Consider the following 14,175-nt stretch of genomic DNA (forward strand, 5'->3'; position numbering starts at 1 on the left):
AAAGATAGTGCTCTATAACCGCTATTTTTGAGTCGTTCGCCGACTTCAAAGCGGCTTGCGAGAATTTCTTTCGTCACCCGAACCAATATCGTGGTGACCTACGATCGTTGCTGACGGAAAACTTCGCCATTGTCGGCGAGTAAAAACCGAAAAATTGGTATTAGCTCGGTATACATGTATTGTTTACTCGGCCGCGCTGCTGGGTGAGCCTGGCTGACGACGCGATCCAGGGGCAATGAGGCGGATGCTAATTCTCGGCGCGGATCAAGTCGACGCGGCCGCCAAGTCGCGGTTTTTGGCCCATCAAGCTGACGTACGCTGCTACCATGCTCCAGCTTGGCTGGCGGCGTTATGCGAGGGCTTCGGGTTTCGCGATTGCACCCGCTATGCCGTCGAAAACGGCGATCTGGTCGGACTATTACCCATGATGCGTCGCAGCAGTCTTCGCGGACAGAGAGAGTGCGTCGCGTTGCCGTTTTCGCATCAGGTACCCTTGCTCGCGAGCGACGCCTCGGTGATTCCTCGGTTGGTAGAGGCTGCGCTTGAGTTGGCGCCTCGGCTTGTGGTACGCGATGCGGTCGCGTTGGCCGCTTCCGGCCGACGCATCGACAGTGGCTCTGTCACCGCTTGGGTGGATCTGCGCGATGGATACGAACAGGTGTCGCAGCGTTTCAGCAGTATGGCGCGGCGCGGCGTGCGGAAGGCTTTGCAGGAGGGGATTGATGTAACCCTCGCCACCGATGCCGCCGCCGTGGATCAGTTCTACGAGCTGATGATTGAAACCCGCAGACGACAGGGGGTGCCGATTTACCCTCGGCGCTTCCTGCACGCCATCAGGCGACACTTCGGGCTTGAGGCGTCACGACTGTGGCTTGCCCGCGATCAGGGGCGCGTGATCGCTGGGCTTTGGCTGCTGCTTTTCCAAGGGCATGTGCTATATGCCTTCGGTGCGTCTCGCTCGGAACCGGAGGCATTGCGCAAGCGACCCAACAATCTGCTCTTTGATCGCGTGATCGCCAGTCTTTGCAACGAAGGTTATCCGACTTTGGACCTCGGCAGCGCGCACCGCGACAATGCCGGTTTGATCGCGTTTAAGCAGGGATGGGGTGCGCAGATGGCTCCGATCACATGGCGCGTCTGGCCGGAGCAGTGTGGATTTCAACCCATCGCGCGAACCGGTGCGCTGGTCGGCGCGGTCTCCATGGCACTGCGCAAGATGCCCGTGCCGCTCTACCTGCAGCTGTCCGCGCTATTGATCGGGCGACTTGGATGATTCATCGGCGACTGACAACTACCGTTTGCTTGGCGGATGCCCCGGCTCCGCTTGAGGTGGCCGTCCTGGCGGAGCCGTCATGAGCGGGGTCTTGCGGCAGACGGCACTTGCATTGCAAAAATGCTTGAGCGGATTCGACGCCAGCGCCGATGCCGACGCAGCGAGCGACCTGGACGAGTTGTTAGCGCCAATCTTTGTCATCGGCGCTCCTCGCACCGGCTCCACGCTACTGTTTCAGGCGGTCTTGCAGCACTATCATGTGGCCTATATTTCAAACCTGATGGCCCTGATGCCGCGCTGGATGCTGCGCGTGTGCAGCGCTCGTCGTCGCTGTTGCAGTGGTTATCGTTCGTCACCGCGTCAGAGCCGATTCGGGTATGTATCTGGGCTGTGTGCACCGAACGAGGCAGGAGCGGTACTTCGCCACTGGTTCGGCTTCCCCGCCGACGCCCCTCACGTGGACCGAGTCCGAGCAACGGTCGCGACCATCGCACGACTGGCCCGTGCGCCACTATTCGTGAAGAACCAGGTCAACACCACCCGTGTCGATGCACTGCTCAGCATTTTTCCCGCAGCGCGCTTGCTGTTCCTGACTCGCGACCCAGTGTTTACGGCACAATCGCTGATCATGAGCCGACGGGTGCTGTCCACGGATGATCGTCAGTGGTGGAGCGTGGCGCCCTCGGGATATGAGACAGTGCTGGAGCGAGAACCGTTGTATCAAGTGTTGTGGCAGGTGGATCGCTTGGAAGAGCTGGCGCTAGCGGCCTGTCTGGCGCACCCGCAGCAGGCTCTGGTGGTGACCTATGAGGCACTATGCGAGCAAACGGCATCCACATTGACCGGTATCGGACAGGCATTTCAGCTCCAAGCAACCGGAATCGATGCCCCACCGCTAGACTCCGCAAACCGGGTACGCTTGCCCGCCGACGAATGGGAGCGACTGAATGCCCTGCACGCGCATCATTTCGCCTCGAACGCTCGGGAACGGGCATATCGGCGCTATGCGATTCGTGTAATCGGCTGACGAGCCGCTCCGGCGACGCAACCTACACTTTCGATCGGACTTCATACCATGGCCAGAAGCCCCGTTGCCCGTCTGTTGAACGCGATTGCCGGGGAGGGGTTGCCGCCAGCCATCCGCGATGGTGGTCTATTCGGTGCGCTACTGCAACGACTCTTCGGGCGGCGCATCACGGCTTTCGCGCGGCTGCGAGAGGCGTCGCCAAACTTGTCTGTACAAGCGCTGAAGACATTCTACGAGGACGAACTCTCGGGTCGAAGGCATCGCGTGTCCGACAATACGAGAGATGTGATCAGACGTATCGATACGGATGCACTGCCCGGTCGTTTCTGCGATGTCGGTTGCGGGACCGGGCATCTGCTGCGCGAACTCGTCAAGAACGGCGCGCGCTTTGGCGTCGGCGTGGATATCAACATCAGTCACGACGACGGGTCAGCCCGTGCGCTGTTCGTCGAGGCATTGATTGATCGGTTGCCTTTCGCCGATGCGACCTTCGAAACGGTGGTTTCGACCCATGCCCTGGAACACACGCTCGACCTGTGCGCGGCTGTCGGCGAGTTGCGCCGAATTGCAGGTCGCCGGTTGATCGTGGTCGTACCGCGGGAGCGCCCCTCGCGCTGGGCGCTCAACGCGCATTTGCACTTTTTCGTCTATCCGTGGCAACTGGCGTTGGCGATGCGTCCGACCGGAACCTACTGCTGCGAGCGCATCGGCTCAGCCCTGTATTACATTGAGGATTTGGCTTGATGTCCACCTACACGAAAACCCTTGCAGCAGCGGCGGAACGGGGCGCGATGGCCGCGTGAAGCGCTGGACGCAGTTGTTGGTGTATGCCTCTGTGGCCTTCGTGCTGCTGTGGCTCGCTCGCCAGGACATGCTGGCGATGCCGAATATACGGGACTGGCCGGCTTTGGCGGGAGCGGTCGCATTCCTGGGTGCGGGCTTCGCCGGTTCGGCATCGGCGTGGCGTCGCTTGCTTCAACTGCATGGCCTTGATGCGTCCCCAGCCCAGTCCTTGGCCTCGGTAGGGCTGACCATCTTCGGCAAGTACATCCCCGGTAAGTTGTGGGTGGTGATGGGGCGGGCGAGCTATCTGGCGGACCTAACCCGACAGCCGCTGTCGGTCCTGTCGATGGTGTCGCTACATGCACAGGTGATCACGTTGTGGGTTGGGCTACCGCTGGGGTCGCTGGTCTTTATCTTTGCCAATGACGGGACTTGGCGCAATTTGGCACTGCCGACGCTGGGGTTGTGGGCACTGATGTCGGCCTTCCTGTTTTCCGACGTGCTCGGGCGCAGCCTGAACTGGTCGCTGCAACGCTTGGGTCGACCTCGGATGTCATTGCCGTCATTGTCCCCTCGGCTGGTACTGCGCGCGGCGCCTTGGTTCTTGGTCGTCTGGCTCGCCTGGTGCATCGGATTCGCCTTGCTGGTGGCCGCCTTGAGCGGGGAGCCGCCGCGGCTTGCCGACGGACTCGCCTTCGTTTTGGCCGCGACCCTCGCTGTGCTAGCAATTATCGCGCCTGGCGGGCTTGGCGTGCGTGAGGGGTTGCTGGTGCTGCTGCTGGTGATGCTGGGCCATCCGACGCCGTTCGCGACCACGGTGTCGGTCATTGCACGCCTTTGGTTCCTTGGGGGCGAAATTCTGCTGTTCGCGGCGGGGCTTGCCGCGCAGCACGGCTTGGGCCGGCCGCCGCCACGGCATGACCGATGAAGAAGCGGCGGGGTTGCCTTTTATGCAGGCGATCAATGTCTTGCTGGTTGAGGCTCATTAAGCCTGCTGCCTGCAATGCCGGTGGGGATTTTAAGGGTCTTGGCAAGGTCCGGTTACTCGGCTCATCGCGCTCGAGTTCTGAAATCGGACGCGCGCAGGTGCTGGAGCAGTCGTTTCGCGAGATTGGTGGCGCTGTCGCGCGCGCGCGCTTCGGTCAGCGCCAGCATCCCGGAGGGCCAGCGCTCGGGATGGCAGCTCAAGACCAGGCGCGTCTCCTGTTGCCCAATCACATGGGCCGCGAGCCGCACTGGGTGGATCGGCCCCGGTAGCTCGCGCCCAGCGACTCGGTCGCGCAGATTGTACGGGCTGCCAAAAGTACCGCCCGTATCGGTGAGATAGAGGATGTCCGTGAAGTCGATACCGGTGGCATCGCCCAGGAGCGCAAATCGCTCTGGACCAATGCCTGTGGAAAAATCCATATTCGAGGCGGCGGACAGCGGTGCACCGTGAGGTGCAACCGTGTCAACCGGCACAAGAGAACGGCAGGCGGCCAATTCGCGTTCGAAAAGGGCCAGCGCGGCATCGCTATCCCCCTTGCAACGCGACAAGCTCTCATAGTGAAAACCGGTCTCGTGCCCAAGATCCGCAATACGCCGCATGGCTGCCTCGGGGAACCGCATGTGCTTGTCGCAGCGAAAATAGTAGGTCGCACGGATACTGCCCTTTGCTTCAGCCTCGGCCATGGTTACGGCGCGTTCGGGCAGACGGTCTACGTCATGGCGCAGGTAGACGAAGGGTTGCTTGGCGGGTGCCGCGAAATAATCGCGAATTGGATGAAATCGATAGCCAGCGGCGGCTAGCTCGTCGAGCAGAGACGCATACTTGGTCAGGGAGTGGGCCATGCGCGTTCTTTTGGTTTTCCTCGTGTGACTCAATGCTTGAGCGTCACGTCTCTCACTCGGCTGGCGCGTGAGTCATCCGCCGACATGGCCGCGTTCCAAGGGCCCGCATCAATGCCACACCTCATCGAGACCCTGGGCATCAAGGATCCGCTCGGACCAATGGAGCAAGGTGTCCGGATCGGCCTGCGCGATTCGCTCGCGGATGGCTTCACTGGGTGGGCCAAAACGGCGTTCGATCAAGCGCAGGAGAATCACCGCCGAGCCGAGTTGCTTACCTTGTTCGATCCCCTTTTCGATTCCGATCTGTTCCACAGAGGTGATGTAGGGCATGCGTCGCATCCTCTCCAGTTGTTCAAGCTCGCGCCACAGCGTGCGTTGCAGATCCGCCGGTAGCTGCATCATCCAGTCGATTACGCTAAATAGGTCGATGATGCGCTGCCTGTCCCAGCCGCGATCGTACAACAGCTTTGCTAGTCGCCACTTGGCGGCGTAGCGACCGGCATCGTCGCCTCAAGTCTGCTGCGTCAGCAGATGCGCCGCCGTGACCAGCGCGAAGGGGTTCGGGTCACTCAGCAGCTCCTCCAGTCGCGGCAGATAGTCCCGCAATTTCACGACCGGAAAACGTATCCCGACGTGGCAGCCGAACAGGCTGTAGCCAAACCGATGGGGCTTCCAGGAGGCGCTGGCATCGGCCAGGAGCGCCAGGGTGGCGACCGGACGGCGGTATTTGTCGTAGAGACGGTAATTATAGGTGAAGAGGCGCTCGGCAAAGTCCGTGTCGTGATCACTCTGGATTTCGAGGTGGATGAAGACCCAGTGTTCCGCGCCGTCGTGGGTGCCCACCCGCACCAGTTTATCAAGCAGACGCCGTCCGAGTTCGGCATCGCGCACGACCTGCGCCAGTTCCTGATCCAGGAAATCGTGGCCGCGCGACCAGTCAATCTTAGAGGCCGCTGCCGGAAAGTAGAAGGCCATGAATTCGGGAAAGGCCCGTGTCACGGCGTCTTTCCAGGGGGTGTCATAATCGTCGCGCGCGTCGTTCGTCATCCGTCTTGCCGTTCAATTCGACCGTGCTGGAGTCGATAATGGTGCCCGTCGCCGGGGCAGGTGGCTTGTCCCTTTCCGGTCAGTGGCAGTTCCAGCCGCTCGCCATGCGCACTCATCCAGCCGATGTGCCGCGCCGGAACGCCGACCATCAGGGCATAGGGCTTGACGTCCTTGGTGATGACTGATCCGGCACCGATGAAGGCATACTCGCCGATAGTCACTCCGCAGACGATGGTGCAGTTGGCGCCTAGGGTGGCGCCCCGTCGGACCAGTGTCGGGCGGTATTCGTCCTTGCGGGGAACGGCCGAGCGCGGGTTGTAGACGTTGGTGAAGACCATGCTCGGGCCGCAGAAGACGTCGTCTTCCAGGGTAACGCCGTCGTAGACGGAGACGTTGTTCTGGATCTTGACGTTGTCGCCAATGACGACCTGGTTGCCGATGAAGACGTTTTGCCCGAGCGAGCAGCCGTACCCGATTCGGGCACCGCCACAAATGTGGGCCCAGTGCCAGATGCGTGTGCCATTGGCGATTCGTGCGCCTTCGTCAATGATGGCGGTGGGGTGTGCGGAGTAGTCCATGAAGGGGAGACCGATCTAGCGTGCGCGTTTGCAGAAGGGGTGGTAGTCGCCCTGAAGGCCCTGGGGCGTGGTGTTGCGGATCTGGTAAACGGTCTCCACGGCGGTGCGGGCATCATCCAATCCGTAGCCCTCGCCATCAAGGATATGCTGGTAGCTCGCGGTGTGCAGATCGGTAAATCCTTCTGAGAACTCGACCTCCTGACCGCCTACGGTGATCGATCGATAGGTGCGCTGACCCTGTTCGCGCTGTGCCTCGGGCAGATGATCGGCGTTCACGGAAAGGAACCAGCGCACTCGCGCCTTTTCCAACTCCAGCCGGCCGGCGGCGCAATCGGCGCGGTTGATGTGCACGGTGCTGTAACGCACCTTGCCGAAGACCCAGGTCAGCATGTCGAAGAAATGCACGCCGATATTGGTCGCAATGCCCCCGGATTTTTCGGCGTCCCCCTTCCAACTGCGTTGATACCAGTTGCCGCGCGAGGTGATGTAGCTGATGTCGACCTCGTGGACGCTGTCGTCGGCGGATCGGATGGCATCCCTGAGGGCGATGATGGTGGGGTGCAGGCGCAGTTGTAGGATGTTGTAGATCCGGGAGCCAGTCTCTGACTCGATCTCATGCAGGCCGTCGAGGTTCCAGGGGTTCAGAACCAAGGGCTTTTCGCAGATGGCGTGGGCGCGGTTACGCAGGGCCAATCGGATGTGGGCATCGTGCAGATAGTTCGGTGAGCAGATGCTGACATAGTCCACAGCTGAGCCCTTGCGACGCAGCTTGTCGATATGGCGGTCGAAGCGCTCGGGTTCGGTGAAGAAGTCGGCTGACGGGAAATAGCTGTCGATGATGCCGACGCTATCGTTGGGGTCGAGCGCGGAGATGAGCTCATTGCCGGTGTCCTTGATGGCGCGCATGTGACGCGGGGCGACGAAGCCTGCGGCGCCGATGAGGGCAAAGGTCTTGGAGTCCATCAATGATCCCCGTGCGGTGGGTCTAGTTAATGCCGTTTCTTGTTCTTGGGAAGCCTGAATCCTCAGGCAAACTGCATGATGCACTTTTTTGCTGTCAGACGGGAGAGCTTACGGCGTGTAATGTGAACTTGGTCGCGGGGCTGAGTGCCGTATCAAGTCCCCGGAGCGAGCGAACTTGCTTCTTGGCAACGACCGTCGAACTTCTCAAAGTTCAACTCCATAGCCAAGGCTATGTCGAGTAACCGACCGCGCTGGCCGCTCAGTCAGCAACGATGCAGGCGCGCCGTCGCTCGCGGAACTGGGTGGCGGAGATCCAGAAGATATCCGGCTCGACTGTCTCGACGCGACGCTGGCGCTGGATGTGGTCTATGACGAGGTCGAGGGACTGGGCTAGCCTCGGCATCTCAACGATTCTCTACAACGCAGTAGATCGATCTTCCAACAGCCAATCGGCCCAGTCGGGTAGGGCGCCGCCGTCTGTCAGGATCTCCACGCGGCCGGCACGGATCACCGCGATTTGGCGGAAGGGATCGTCGGCGCTGGAGTTATCCAGAAGGCGGACGTGATCGCAGAGCGGGAGAGCGGTCTTCACGTGGCCGAGTAGTCGTGGGATTCGGGCCAAGACCTTGTCGGCCGGCATCGAATGGCCGCCTTCGCTGATGCGCTGGGCGACGCGGGCCTGGTTGAGCTCGGCGGTTTCGAGATGGATGAAGACCAGTACGATCTGGTAGCCGAGTGTCTTGGCTTGGGCGATGAAATCGATCTTCGAGGGGTGCGAGAAGACGGTTTCGAAGCAGAAGCTCCGTCCTTCTTTCAGGAGTCGTTGGCGCAGTTCGGTTGCGACCCAGGCGGCGTCGTAACTGCGGGCCTCGGGGGCGTTGGGATAGAGGTCCCGGGCGATCAGGTCGGCGTTGATGAAGGGCAGCCCGAGCGGGGCCAAGCGTAGGCGGTAAAAGGTGCTCTTTCCGGCGCCGTCGCCTCCGGTGAGGAGCCACAGCTGCCTGCCGTCGCTCACGATTCGGGCTCAGTCGTCACGACGAATCGCCCTCCCTCGAACTGGCCGACGTCGATTTGTCCGCCTGCACCGATGCGTTCCAGATAACCCGGATGCGCTCGCGAGGTTTGGTAGCGGATCGGGCTGGACGTCACGGCCGTGCCGAGGGTGCCTTGTGTGCGCTCTTGCTCCTGTGAGTTGAACACCTCATTTGGGTCCAATGGTGCCGTGGTGACCGGCTCAACGCGGACGCGCGCCAATCCGGCCGTGATCGACAGCAGCGCGTCCGGATGCAGCAGTTGCGAGACTTGGCGCCCGATGCTGGCCCAATATTCGATCTGCTCTGCCGTGCTGCGGTGAAAGCGTTCGCCCGTCACGGCGGCGGCCTGCATGAGTTCGTGTTGTAGACGAATCGGTGAAGCTGATTTGGGCATGGTCGAGGCACCAAATGAATAGAATTGAAGAAAACGTAGCAGAATGCTACGCCTGCTTCAATGTGGTGACTGTGAAGAAATCGACAGGTTTTCGACCGTCGCGGAAATCGCGTCCCGCTATCTTGGGCGCCTCAGGCATGTCAGGCATATGGCGGATTGATGTTGGTGCGCATGCATGTGCATCGACGAAAATCGGGAATCTATTCGATGCCTTTGGGCTTCGATGCAATCCAGTATGAGGTCGACCGATTGGTATTTCGTTTCTTGAAAGCAGGCGCGCAGCGCTTGACTGTTTCTCGTCCGGCGAACTCGATGTTGGCTGGGCTCATACTTTGGGTGTTGCCGATCCTGGCGCTCGCCGACGCACCCGCCTTTCCTCGACCGGAGCTCATGCTGCCGACCCAGTCTCTCGGTCCGGCTGAGTTGGCGGTCGTCGTGAACGACCGGGATCCCTTGAGTCGGCGAATCGCGGATTACTACATGGGGCGTCGCGCTATCCCCGTAGCGAATCTGGTTCATGTGGCGTTCGATCCGGGTCGGAGTGTTATGCCGGTGGATGAGTTCGCGGCCCTCCGGGCCGAGGTGGAGCAGGCGACTCCGGCGACGGTTCAGGCCTATGCACTGACCTGGGCGGCGCCCTATCGGGTTGGCTGCATGTCCATCACGACGGCCTTCGCGGCCGGTTATGACGCGGCGTTTTGCGCCAAGGGCTGTCGCATGACCAAGCCGAGTCCCTACTATGGATCTGACAGTTCGCGTCCGTTCGATGATCTGGGATGGCGGCCGACGATGGCGCTCGCAGGCACCAATTTCGCCGAGGTCAAGGCGCTGATCGACCGTGGTGTCGCCTCCGATGGCACCCGTCCGGCTGGCACGGGCTATCTGGTGAAGACCAGCGATGCGGCGCGTAGCGTGCGGGCGGCGAGCTTCGATCGAGCGCGATCGCTTTTCGGCTCGGCGGTGAGGCTGCGGCGGATCGACGCGGACAGCATTTCGGGTCGCCAGGATGTCCTCTTCTATCTCACCGGCGCGAGGCAGGTCCGCGAGATTCGCGCCAATCACTTTCTGCCGGGGGCGATCGCCGATCATCTGACCTCGACCGGAGGGAAATTGACCGACAGCCATCAGATGAGCGCGCTTGAGTGGCTGCGCGCCGGGGCGACCGGGAGCTATGGAACTGTCGTCGAGCCGTGCAATTTCACCAGCAAATTCCCGGATCCGGTCGAGCTGATCGGACGCTATCTGAATGGTGCGACCCTGATCGAGGCCTATTGGAAGAGCGTGCGCATGCCGGGGCAGGGGATCTTCATCGGTGAGCCGCTGGCACGCCCCTTCGGCGGCTATGGTGTGGCTTTCGATGGAACGCGCTGGGTCATGACCCTCTATGCGCTCACGCCTGGGCGCTACCGGTTGGAGGGCGCCGAGCAGCCCATGGGGCCGTATCGTCCGATCGCGGGGTTCGAGAAGTCGGGCGCGGAGCCGGTGCGGATTCGGACGGATCCGGGCGATCCGACCTATTTTCGGGTCGTGCCCGAGGCGGTGTCTGGTTCGGCATCGGGTTGAGCGGTCGGGGTGTCGGCGCTCAGGTCTTGCAGACAGGCGGCGCAGAGGCAATCGCCGTATCGATCTCGGATGCTGGCGGTTGTGGCTGGCGTGAGCGGGATCTTCATGCAGTCGCAGCGCTCGATCCGCGCTGCGTGACAGAGAAAGGTCTGACCGCAGCGCGGGCAGACCTTGCGGATCCCTGGATCCGACGGGATGCTCAATGCGCCAGCATGAAGGCGGTGAGGTCGGCGATCTCCTGCTCGGTCAGCTCGGTCTTGGGCATCGTTGCGCCGGGCAGGGTGCCTGTCGGATCCTTCAGATAGGCCCGGATCCAGGCGGCGTCGCGTTTGCTGCCGAGGTTGTCGAGCGATCCGCCCATCTCGGCCATGGGACCGGATTCACCGGCCAGGGTATGGCAGAGGTTGCAGGTTTTGGAGACGTAGAGCCCGGCGCCCCTCTGGACGTTTCCGTCCTGGGCGAATGCGCCTGCGCTGATGAGGGCCGAACCAATCAGCGCGGCAGTAAGGCGTGGATGGATCATGCAACTACTCCGAGGGGGTGTCCGCTGTGCCGGTTTTGGCCTCCGAGGATGTCTCCGAGGTCGGACTCAGATGTTTGAGAAGGTCCGTGTGGCCGACGTGCATGTGGCAGGTGACGCACTGCATGCGACCCTCACTGGCGAAATAGGTCTGGTGGCCGAAGGCGGCGGCGGGTTGCTGGTCGGGTGCCTCGGCTAGATGGGTGTGGCAGGTCAGGCAGCCGGAGTCGTAGACGAAGGTGCCGCGATGCTCCAGATTTGCGGTCCAGTCCGGTTCTCTGAATAGAGAGAGAAATTCGCCCCAGACGTCGACGACGCCTGTCTTCGCCTTGGCGACGATATAGTCGGTCTGCCCGGTATGGGGCAGATGGCAATCGGCGCAGGCCGCCGTCAGGCCCTTGGGGTTGGCTCCACCGTGGATGTCGGCGGCATAGGCGGCGGCGAATGGCTTCATGGTGTGACAGGTGGAGCAGAATTCCACTCCGGCGGTCGATTCGAGCGTGCTCTGGGTCAGGATCCACGAGCCGATCATGAGCATCGGCGTCAGCAGGCAGAGTCCCAGGATGAGAAAGATCCAGTTGCGGGTTTTCATTGGTCTTCGATTCGGTTGTTCGATGCCTGCGATGTTACGCTTCCAAAATCCGTGTCGCCAGGGTCGCGGCCGTGCTTTAGAAGTCGCTAATTTAAGCGTTTTCATGTGCTTGGCTACGCGATTGATATCCTTGTCCGTGAGGTGGGTTTGTGCGGTGTTTCCTGGGTTTCGTAGCGCTGTACCCAGGCTACGGGGTTCCGGGGTGTCGATTGCGACTCGCCGGCCTGTTGCCTTAACCTGAGGCGACACCCTTGGAATCCGTCCGCTCGTCGATGGCGGCCACTTTCGGATCCGTCCGCCTTCACGATCGAGGCCAGTTATGTTGCTCGAAGACACCGACCGCTATGCCCTGCGTCGGCAGGGACGCTATCTCTACGCTGATTTCAAGCGTCCGCATCGTGTGCTCAGCACCTGTCGCGTCAACGGCGGTGTGCGCGAGGATCTGACCCACGTCGCCAATCATCAGAGTTGCGAGGGTGTCGGCCATCTAGTGCCGACCGGAACCGATCTGAGTTGCGAGGCGGTTCATGTCCGCGCCTGTGCCGAAGTCGCGCTTCCGTCTGCGACCACGGCGCTGATGGCGACCGCCGCCAATATGCAGTGCGCAGTGCTTGGGCACGCCGAATATGCCGATCTGAGCGTGACGGTAGCAGCGACGGCCGGGGTGCTGAGCAACGCGACGCGTGCCGGCGACCCCGCCGGCTGGCACGAGTACCCAGAGGGCAGTCGACCGTTGGAGCCTGCGCCTGACTCGGACGTCTCTCCGGGCGAGCGCGGTTCTGGCACCATCGTGACCCTGGTCTTTATCAGCCAGCCCTGTACCCCGGCCTGTCTGGTGCGAGCTGCGACGCTGGTCACCGAGGGTAAGAGCACGGCCGTGCTGGACCTGCGCATGCCGAGCATCCAGTCGCCCGGGCTCGCGACCGGGACCGGAACCGACCAGATCGCCATCGCTGCCCCTTTGGCACGCGACGACGACTGGGAGCGCCATTGGGCCGGCGGTCACAATACGCTGGGCGAATTGCTCGGGCGCGCCACCCACGATGCCGTGACGCGTTGTTTGCTGCTCCAGAACGGTGTCTGTGCCGAGTTGCGCCGTTCGCTCTGTAGCGCGCTGGGTCGGCACGGGTGTCACGAAATGGCCCTGTGCGAACGCGCCCGCGCCGAGTTGGGTCCAGAGACGGCGCTTCTGTTCGAGCGCAACCTGCTCGCCATCATCCACGATCCGCAGAGCGCGGCGGCGGCCTATGGTTTGGCCGAGATCATGGATCTCACGCGCGCTGGGGTGCTGCATCGCGAGGTCGCGCGCGAGTCCATTCTCAACCAGGCCGCGCTGCTGGCGGCGGCGGTCGCGGTGGCGCCCGAGCGGTTCGCCGAGTTTCGCGACCTGCTGCGCCATCGGTATGCCCTGGAGCCCGCCGATCTGGCGGCGCTGGCCGTGGTGATCGGGTTTGCCCATAAATGGATCTGAGCGCGCATCTGGCCCTGGTTCTGGCGGCCTTCGTTTTAGATCTGATCTTCGGGGATCCCGTCTATCGATTTCACCCGATTCGGCTCTTGGGTGCCTGGAGCCTGGTCTGCGAGCGCGGGCTGTTCGGGCTGGGTTTGAACGGCCGGTTTGGCGGTGTGCTGCATTGGCTGATGGTGGTCGGCGGTGCGCTGGGTGTCTGGTGGGCCGTGCGCGAAGGGCTTGGCTGGATGCATCCCTGGCTGGCTTGGTGCTGGGATCTGTTCCTGGCCTACAGTCTGCTGTGCCTGCACGATCTGCTGGTTCATGGTTGGCGGGTGCTGAAGGCGCTGCCGGATCTGGAGCGCGCGCGGCATGCGGTCTCGATGCTGGTGGGGCGGGATACGGATCGGCTTGGGCGCGACGGGGTCGTTCGCGCCACCATCGAGAGCCTGTCCGAGAATCTGACCGATGCGGTCCTGACGCCGTTGTGGGCGCTCTGTCTGTTCGGCCTGCCTGGACTCATCCTGGTCAAGGCGGTCTCGAATCTGGACTCGATGGTCGGCTTCAAGGACGCGCGCTATGGCCGCTTCGGGTGGGCCGGGGCGCGCTCGGACGACCTGGCGCACTGGCTGCCGGCCCGACTGTCGGTCCCCTTGATCGCGCTCGCGTCGGCATTGATGCGTTTGCACCCCGGTCTCGTCTTCAGCGCCGCGTTGCGTTACCACGCACTGCTGCCCAGCCCTAACTCCGGCTGGAGCGAGGCCGCCTTCGCAGGCGCATTGCGAGTGCGGCTCATCGGTCCCATTCATGTTGGTGGTCGCTTGGTCGTCGATCTCTATATCGGTGACCCGGACTGGCCTGCCGACCTCGACGCTGGCCATCTGCGCCAAGCGCTGTGGCTCATTCTGATCAGCTCGCTGTTGGCGCTGGCGTTTGGGTTCGGGCTGGCAACCCTGCATTCGATCATCGGGTGAAAACCGGTACCCTTCAGAACAGTGTGCGCGCAACCTGGTCTGGGGATTTTGCAGTCATCCCGCTTGTCTCGGAGGGCTGCGGAAATGACCCGACGGTACACTCGACGTTCCGAGTCGGGCTGGTTATAACGTCTAGGCACGCGGCTG

General features: G+C 62.2%; 18 protein-coding genes. 7 read left to right on the forward strand and 11 right to left on the reverse strand.

Annotation, left to right across the window (positions count from 1 at the left end; translation table 11 throughout):
• Positions 1-493: 493 nt before the first annotated feature.
• The 4 genes from THIDRDRAFT_RS13150 (at position 494) to THIDRDRAFT_RS13165 (ending at position 4,011) form a co-directional block, all read left to right on the forward strand.
• The gene (locus tag THIDRDRAFT_RS13150; protein WP_159105412.1) at positions 494-1,273 is read left to right on the forward strand and encodes a GNAT family N-acetyltransferase; all 780 of its coding nucleotides are present in this window, start codon (positions 494-496) and stop codon (positions 1,271-1,273) included.
• Between the two features lie 79 nt (positions 1,274-1,352).
• Complete coding sequence (locus THIDRDRAFT_RS13155) at positions 1,353-2,300, forward strand: sulfotransferase family protein (protein ID WP_007041345.1); 948 nt, start codon at positions 1,353-1,355, stop codon at positions 2,298-2,300.
• 48 nt (positions 2,301-2,348) lie between these two features.
• Positions 2,349-3,044 carry a class I SAM-dependent methyltransferase gene (locus tag THIDRDRAFT_RS23860; RefSeq protein WP_007041346.1) on the forward strand — a complete coding sequence of 232 codons (696 nt, stop codon included), beginning with the start codon at positions 2,349-2,351 and terminating at the stop codon, positions 3,042-3,044.
• A gap of 55 nt (positions 3,045-3,099) precedes the next feature.
• Positions 3,100-4,011, forward strand: coding sequence for a lysylphosphatidylglycerol synthase domain-containing protein (locus THIDRDRAFT_RS13165; RefSeq protein ID WP_007041347.1), 912 nt, complete (start codon positions 3,100-3,102; stop codon positions 4,009-4,011).
• Between the two features lie 122 nt (positions 4,012-4,133).
• Here THIDRDRAFT_RS13165 and THIDRDRAFT_RS13170 read toward each other — a convergent pair whose 3' ends face one another.
• The 8 genes from THIDRDRAFT_RS13170 to THIDRDRAFT_RS13195 form a co-directional block, all read right to left on the reverse strand.
• The gene (locus tag THIDRDRAFT_RS13170; protein WP_007041348.1) at positions 4,134-4,913 is read right to left on the reverse strand and encodes a hypothetical protein; all 780 of its coding nucleotides are present in this window, start codon (positions 4,911-4,913) and stop codon (positions 4,134-4,136) included.
• 108 nt (positions 4,914-5,021) lie between these two features.
• Complete coding sequence (locus THIDRDRAFT_RS26765) at positions 5,022-5,315, reverse strand: DUF4351 domain-containing protein (protein ID WP_245535848.1); 294 nt, start codon at positions 5,313-5,315, stop codon at positions 5,022-5,024.
• Positions 5,316-5,423: 108 nt separating this feature from the next.
• Positions 5,424-5,960, reverse strand: a complete 537-nt coding sequence (locus THIDRDRAFT_RS26770) for an RpnC/YadD family protein (RefSeq protein WP_007041350.1) — start codon at positions 5,958-5,960, stop codon at positions 5,424-5,426.
• Entirely contained in the window at positions 5,957-6,538 is a 582-nt protein-coding gene (locus THIDRDRAFT_RS13180; RefSeq protein WP_007041351.1) for an acyltransferase, read from the reverse strand. Before THIDRDRAFT_RS13180 ends, THIDRDRAFT_RS26770 begins: the two co-directional genes overlap by 4 nt.
• 15 nt (positions 6,539-6,553) lie before the next feature.
• Positions 6,554-7,501, reverse strand: a complete 948-nt coding sequence (locus THIDRDRAFT_RS13185) for a Gfo/Idh/MocA family protein (RefSeq protein WP_007041352.1) — start codon at positions 7,499-7,501, stop codon at positions 6,554-6,556.
• 259 nt (positions 7,502-7,760) lie between these two features.
• Positions 7,761-7,904, reverse strand: coding sequence for a hypothetical protein (locus THIDRDRAFT_RS26185; protein WP_007041353.1), 144 nt, complete (start codon positions 7,902-7,904; stop codon positions 7,761-7,763).
• A gap of 12 nt (positions 7,905-7,916) precedes the next feature.
• Entirely contained in the window at positions 7,917-8,516 is a 600-nt protein-coding gene (locus THIDRDRAFT_RS13190; protein WP_007041354.1) for an ATPase, read from the reverse strand.
• Positions 8,513-8,929, reverse strand: a complete 417-nt coding sequence (locus tag THIDRDRAFT_RS13195; RefSeq protein ID WP_040844836.1) for a TA system antitoxin ParD family protein — start codon at positions 8,927-8,929, stop codon at positions 8,513-8,515. The genes THIDRDRAFT_RS13190 and THIDRDRAFT_RS13195 overlap by 4 nt, the downstream gene beginning before the upstream one ends.
• Positions 8,930-9,241: 312 nt before the next feature.
• Here THIDRDRAFT_RS13195 and THIDRDRAFT_RS13200 point away from each other — a divergent pair, with 312 nt between their 5' ends.
• Complete coding sequence (locus THIDRDRAFT_RS13200) at positions 9,242-10,492, forward strand: TIGR03790 family protein (RefSeq protein ID WP_139058728.1); 1,251 nt, start codon at positions 9,242-9,244, stop codon at positions 10,490-10,492.
• Here THIDRDRAFT_RS13200 and THIDRDRAFT_RS27325 read toward each other — a convergent pair.
• The 3 genes from THIDRDRAFT_RS27325 to THIDRDRAFT_RS13210 are packed head-to-tail and all read right to left on the reverse strand — an operon-like array spanning position 10,444 to position 11,604.
• Positions 10,444-10,695, reverse strand: a complete 252-nt coding sequence (locus THIDRDRAFT_RS27325; protein ID WP_083827486.1) for a cysteine-rich CWC family protein — start codon at positions 10,693-10,695, stop codon at positions 10,444-10,446. The genes THIDRDRAFT_RS13200 and THIDRDRAFT_RS27325 overlap by 49 nt on opposite strands.
• Positions 10,692-11,015 (reverse strand): c-type cytochrome, encoded by a 324-nt coding sequence (locus tag THIDRDRAFT_RS13205; protein WP_007041357.1) that lies wholly within the window; start codon positions 11,013-11,015, stop codon positions 10,692-10,694. The genes THIDRDRAFT_RS27325 and THIDRDRAFT_RS13205 overlap by 4 nt, the downstream gene beginning before the upstream one ends.
• A gap of 4 nt (positions 11,016-11,019) precedes the next feature.
• A complete protein-coding gene (locus THIDRDRAFT_RS13210) occupies positions 11,020-11,604 on the reverse strand; it encodes a cytochrome c3 family protein (protein WP_007041358.1) in 585 nt (194 codons plus the stop codon).
• 319 nt (positions 11,605-11,923) lie between these two features.
• Between THIDRDRAFT_RS13210 and THIDRDRAFT_RS13215 the strand changes: the two genes are divergently transcribed.
• Both THIDRDRAFT_RS13215 and cbiB read left to right on the forward strand, forming a co-directional pair.
• Complete coding sequence (locus tag THIDRDRAFT_RS13215) at positions 11,924-13,075, forward strand: adenosylcobinamide amidohydrolase (protein ID WP_007041359.1); 1,152 nt, start codon at positions 11,924-11,926, stop codon at positions 13,073-13,075.
• On the forward strand, positions 13,066-14,028 hold the full coding sequence (gene cbiB / locus THIDRDRAFT_RS13220) for an adenosylcobinamide-phosphate synthase CbiB (RefSeq protein ID WP_007041360.1): 963 nt from the start codon (positions 13,066-13,068) through the stop codon (positions 14,026-14,028). Before THIDRDRAFT_RS13215 ends, cbiB begins: the two co-directional genes overlap by 10 nt.
• Positions 14,029-14,175 lie beyond the last annotated feature (147 nt).

It is taken from the genome of Thiorhodococcus drewsii AZ1 (assembly GCF_000224065.1).
Classification (GTDB): domain Bacteria; phylum Pseudomonadota; class Gammaproteobacteria; order Chromatiales; family Chromatiaceae; genus Imhoffiella; species Imhoffiella drewsii.

Coding starts and splice junctions, on each gene's coding strand:
- THIDRDRAFT_RS13155 (WP_007041345.1), top strand. CDS start 1,353: ATGAGCGGGGTCTTGCGGCAGACGGCACTTGCATTGCAAAAATGCTTG.
- THIDRDRAFT_RS23860 (WP_007041346.1), top strand. CDS start 2,349: ATGGCCAGAAGCCCCGTTGCCCGTCTGTTGAACGCGATTGCCGGGGAG.
- THIDRDRAFT_RS13170 (WP_007041348.1), bottom strand. CDS start 4,913: ATGGCCCACTCCCTGACCAAGTATGCGTCTCTGCTCGACGAGCTAGCC.
- THIDRDRAFT_RS26765 (WP_245535848.1), bottom strand. CDS start 5,315: ATGATGCAGCTACCGGCGGATCTGCAACGCACGCTGTGGCGCGAGCTT.
- THIDRDRAFT_RS26770 (WP_007041350.1), bottom strand. CDS start 5,960: ATGACGAACGACGCGCGCGACGATTATGACACCCCCTGGAAAGACGCC.
- THIDRDRAFT_RS13180 (WP_007041351.1), bottom strand. CDS start 6,538: ATGGACTACTCCGCACACCCCACCGCCATCATTGACGAAGGCGCACGA.
- THIDRDRAFT_RS13185 (WP_007041352.1), bottom strand. CDS start 7,501: ATGGACTCCAAGACCTTTGCCCTCATCGGCGCCGCAGGCTTCGTCGCC.
- THIDRDRAFT_RS26185 (WP_007041353.1), bottom strand. CDS start 7,904: ATGCCGAGGCTAGCCCAGTCCCTCGACCTCGTCATAGACCACATCCAG.
- THIDRDRAFT_RS13195 (WP_040844836.1), bottom strand. CDS start 8,929: ATGCCCAAATCAGCTTCACCGATTCGTCTACAACACGAACTCATGCAG.
- THIDRDRAFT_RS13200 (WP_139058728.1), top strand. CDS start 9,242: ATGTTGGCTGGGCTCATACTTTGGGTGTTGCCGATCCTGGCGCTCGCC.
- THIDRDRAFT_RS13205 (WP_007041357.1), bottom strand. CDS start 11,015: ATGATCCATCCACGCCTTACTGCCGCGCTGATTGGTTCGGCCCTCATC.
- THIDRDRAFT_RS13210 (WP_007041358.1), bottom strand. CDS start 11,604: ATGAAAACCCGCAACTGGATCTTTCTCATCCTGGGACTCTGCCTGCTG.
- THIDRDRAFT_RS13215 (WP_007041359.1), top strand. CDS start 11,924: ATGTTGCTCGAAGACACCGACCGCTATGCCCTGCGTCGGCAGGGACGC.
- cbiB (WP_007041360.1), top strand. CDS start 13,066: ATGGATCTGAGCGCGCATCTGGCCCTGGTTCTGGCGGCCTTCGTTTTA.